Below are 2,983 nucleotides of genomic sequence, written 5' to 3' on the forward strand. Positions count from 1 at the left end.
GGAGCAGGCAAAACACGTATCGAATCCTTGGACAGGATAAAAGCCGATTTGCCTTCGCCGACCAGCACTTTTGTTCCAGTGTCTTTGGCCGCGCAGAGGCCGAACGGGATGGTCGTAGTCTTGTTCGAGTTCTGGCGGCGTGCCGCCGAAGCTGAAGGGACAACGATGATCGAGTTGCGCCGAATAAGCCGAGCAAGGCAACAGAGCGCTTCCGAAGAGCGTTTTCTAAAGGGATATAGGGATGAACCGTTTTAAGGGAAGGTGGATACCATGGATGTTACTCGACGCGATTTTGTGAAGGCTTCGGCTGTTGCCGCTGCGATGGCGGCGGCGGGCGGTAGCTTGGCGGCATGCGCGAGCAAACCCGATGCGGGGCAGGAAGGTGCGGGCGATACGCAAACGCATACCGCGGTATGCCGCTTTTGCGGGTGTGGATGCGGCGTGCTGGTCGAGACGAAAGATGGCAAGGTCACAGCGGTCACCGGCGATCCCGATAATCAATCGAATCGCGGTCTGAACTGCGTGAAGGGCTATTATCTGGGCAAGATCTTGTATGGAAAAGACCGCCTGACCACGCCCCTCATTCGCGATGATGCAGGTACCAAGGGCACCGAAAGCGGTTTGCGCGAAGCCACCTGGGAAGAAGCACTCGAGCTTGTATCGAGCAAGTTGCGTGAAACGTGGAAGCGCGACAAGAGCCGCCTGGCGTTCTGGGGCAGCGGCCAGCAGCCTATTACGGAAGGCTACCTTACCGCGAAGTTCTGGAAGGCGGGCCTTCTTTCCAATAATATCGACCCGAACGCGCGCATGTGCATGGCGAGCGCCGTCGTCGGCTTCATGAATGTGTTCCAGACCGACGAACCCGCGGGTTGTTACGAGGACCTCGACAACGCCGACGTCTTCATCACCTGGGGCGCCAACATGGCCGAGGCGCATCCGATGCTCTATTCGCGTCTCACTGCGCATAAGCTTCAAAATGAAAACGTTCGCCATATCGACATCACCACGATGAAAACCCGAACCTCGGCAAGTGCCGACAAGGTTTTGATGTTCCGCCCGGGCACCGATTTGGCTATCGCGAACTGCGTTGCGAATTACCTCATTCAGAATGGGAAATACGACGTCGATTTCGTGCGCGACCATCTGCAATTCAAGATGGGCACCGAAAACATCGGTAACGCCTACGAAGACGGTTACGACAAAAGCGACGTGGGCAAGTCGGTCGACAAAACCACGGCGTGCACGTTTGAGGAATACGCCGCTCGCCTGGCCGACTACACGCTCGAGTACACGAGCGAGCTTTCGGGCGTTTCCGTCGAAGATCTCACCGATTTGTGCGAAGTGTTCGCCAACCCCGACTTGCGCGTGATGAGCCTGTGGACCATGGGCGTGAACCAGCATAATCGCGGCACATGGATGAACCACAACCTGCACAACATCCATCTGCTTTCCGGCAAATATGGCAAACCTGGTTCGACGGCGTTTTCGCTCACTGGTCAGCCGAGCGCATGCGGCACGGCGCGCGAGGTGGGCACGTTCTGTCATCGCTTGCCTGCCGACCTCGTGGTGGCCAACGAGGCACATCGTCGCTATACCGAGGCAGTTTGGAATTTGCCTGAAGGCTACCTCGACGAAATCAAAACGCCTGGCTATCACACGATTAAGCTCTTCCGTGAAATGTCGAAAGGCAACATCGATTTCCTGTGGAGCGCGCATAACAACTGGGCGCAGTCTCTGCCGAATCTGACGCGTTTCTTGGGCGAGGACGGCGAGCACACGGGTATTTTCGACACGTTCATCGCGGTGAACGAAGTGTATCCGACGCTTACAACCCAGTATGCCGACGTCGTTTTCCCCGTGGCAATGTGGGTGGAACGCGAGGGTCAATTCGGCAATGCGGAGCGCCGCACCTCGGTGTTCGAAAAGGCCGTGGATCCTGTGGGCGATGCCAAGTGGGACGTGTGGGTGCTGCTCGAAGTCGCGCGTCGCGTGCTCGAAGGTGAAACGATTGACGGCGAAGATGCGTTCACGCGTTTGTTCGGCTTCATTTGGGATGCTGAAAAAGACGACTTCAATGGCGATTCCCGCGAGGTCAACCGTGCGATTTGGGAGGAGTACCGCACGTTCTCGAACCCCGATTTGAACGAACGCGCAGCTGCCATCAATGCCGAAAAGAAGCTCAAGATGGAAGCTAAACAGCTTGCTCCTTATGACGAATATCTGGCGCACCACGGCCTTACTTGGCCCGTGCGCGAGGTCGATGGGCAGTGGCTGCCCACCAAGTGGCGTTTTTCCGATGGCAAGCAGGCCGATGGCTATGACGAGGTCGGTATCGAGATGTATGGCGATAAGGGTCTTGCTGGCGGCATGAGCTGGTACAAGAGCGCCGATCACAAGCCTTCGGTGGTCTTCCGTCCGTATGAGCCGCCGGCGCAGGAGTCTTCCGCGGAATTCCCGTTCTGGTTCTGCACGGGCCGTTTGCTCGAGCATTGGCATACCGGTACCATGACGCGCCGCGTTGAGGAGCTCGATCGTGCGCTGCCCGAGGCCTTGCTTTCCATGAACGCCGAAGACGCTGCCGCGCTTGGCGTAAACGACGGCGACATGGTTCAGCTTACGAGCCCGCATGGAACGATGCAGATCAAGGTGTCGCTCGCCGGTCGTGTGGAGCCTCCTTCGGGCATGGTATTTGCGCCGTTCTTTGCGGCCGAAACGCTCATCAACCGGGTTGTGCAGGACTATTATTGCCCGCTTTCGAAAGAGACCGACTATAAAAAGACGTGTGTCAGCATCAAGAAGGCTTAGGGAGGGTCTGACGATGAAGATTTCCAAAACGCGTGTGGGTATTGCGGTTGTGACCGTCGTGTTGGCTGTTGGCTGCGTGGCGGGCGCGGGTTGCGCGGCTCAGCAGCCCGAGCCGTCTAATGCGGTTGCCGGCACCGAAACCACGCCGAAGCTCATGCCGGCACAGCACCAGAAATAC

At 57.6% G+C, this 2,983-nt stretch carries 2 protein-coding genes; both read left to right on the top strand.

What is annotated here, in order from left to right:
* The coding region (locus tag ACWI8T_RS09195) for a hypothetical protein (RefSeq protein WP_449138723.1) at positions 1 to 255 on the top strand (255 nt) is incomplete at its 5' end.
* Positions 256 to 270: 15 nt separating this feature from the next.
* Positions 271 to 2,805, top strand: a complete 2,535-nt coding sequence (locus ACWI8T_RS09200; RefSeq protein ID WP_449138724.1) for a molybdopterin-dependent oxidoreductase — start codon at positions 271 to 273, stop codon at positions 2,803 to 2,805.
* The last annotated feature ends 178 nt before the right edge of the window (positions 2,806 to 2,983 follow it).

The organism is Slackia sp. (genome assembly GCF_977041755.1).